General features: G+C 72.4%; 1 protein-coding gene. It reads right to left on the bottom strand.

The annotated features are described in order from the left end of the window. Positions 1–246 (bottom strand): ATP-binding protein (locus SB754_RS22260; RefSeq protein ID WP_410784456.1); only part of this gene is annotated, 246 nt, incomplete at both ends.

The raw sequence follows: 246 nt of genomic DNA, 5'->3' as shown, positions 1-246 counted from the left end.
CACACGGGCCGCGTGCTCGGGCCGCATCCCGAGGCCGCGGTCGCGCACGCCGACGGCGACGGCCGTCTCGTTCTGCGCGACGGTGATGTCGATGGGGTGCTCCTCGCCGTGCTCGATCGCGTTGCCGACGAGATTGCGCAGGATCCGGCGCACGCGGCGCGGATCCATCGGGATCACGTCATCGCCGACGGCGCCCGTGAAATGGAGCTCCGTGTCGTGCTCCCACGCGACCTGGCGCAGCGCCTC

The sequence above is a fragment of the Leifsonia sp. SIMBA_070 genome (assembly GCF_046534635.1).
Lineage (GTDB): Bacteria > Actinomycetota > Actinomycetes > Actinomycetales > Microbacteriaceae > Leifsonia.
Note: the sequence above shows the minus strand (reverse complement) of the source record. Positions and strands in the feature narration are given on the sequence as shown.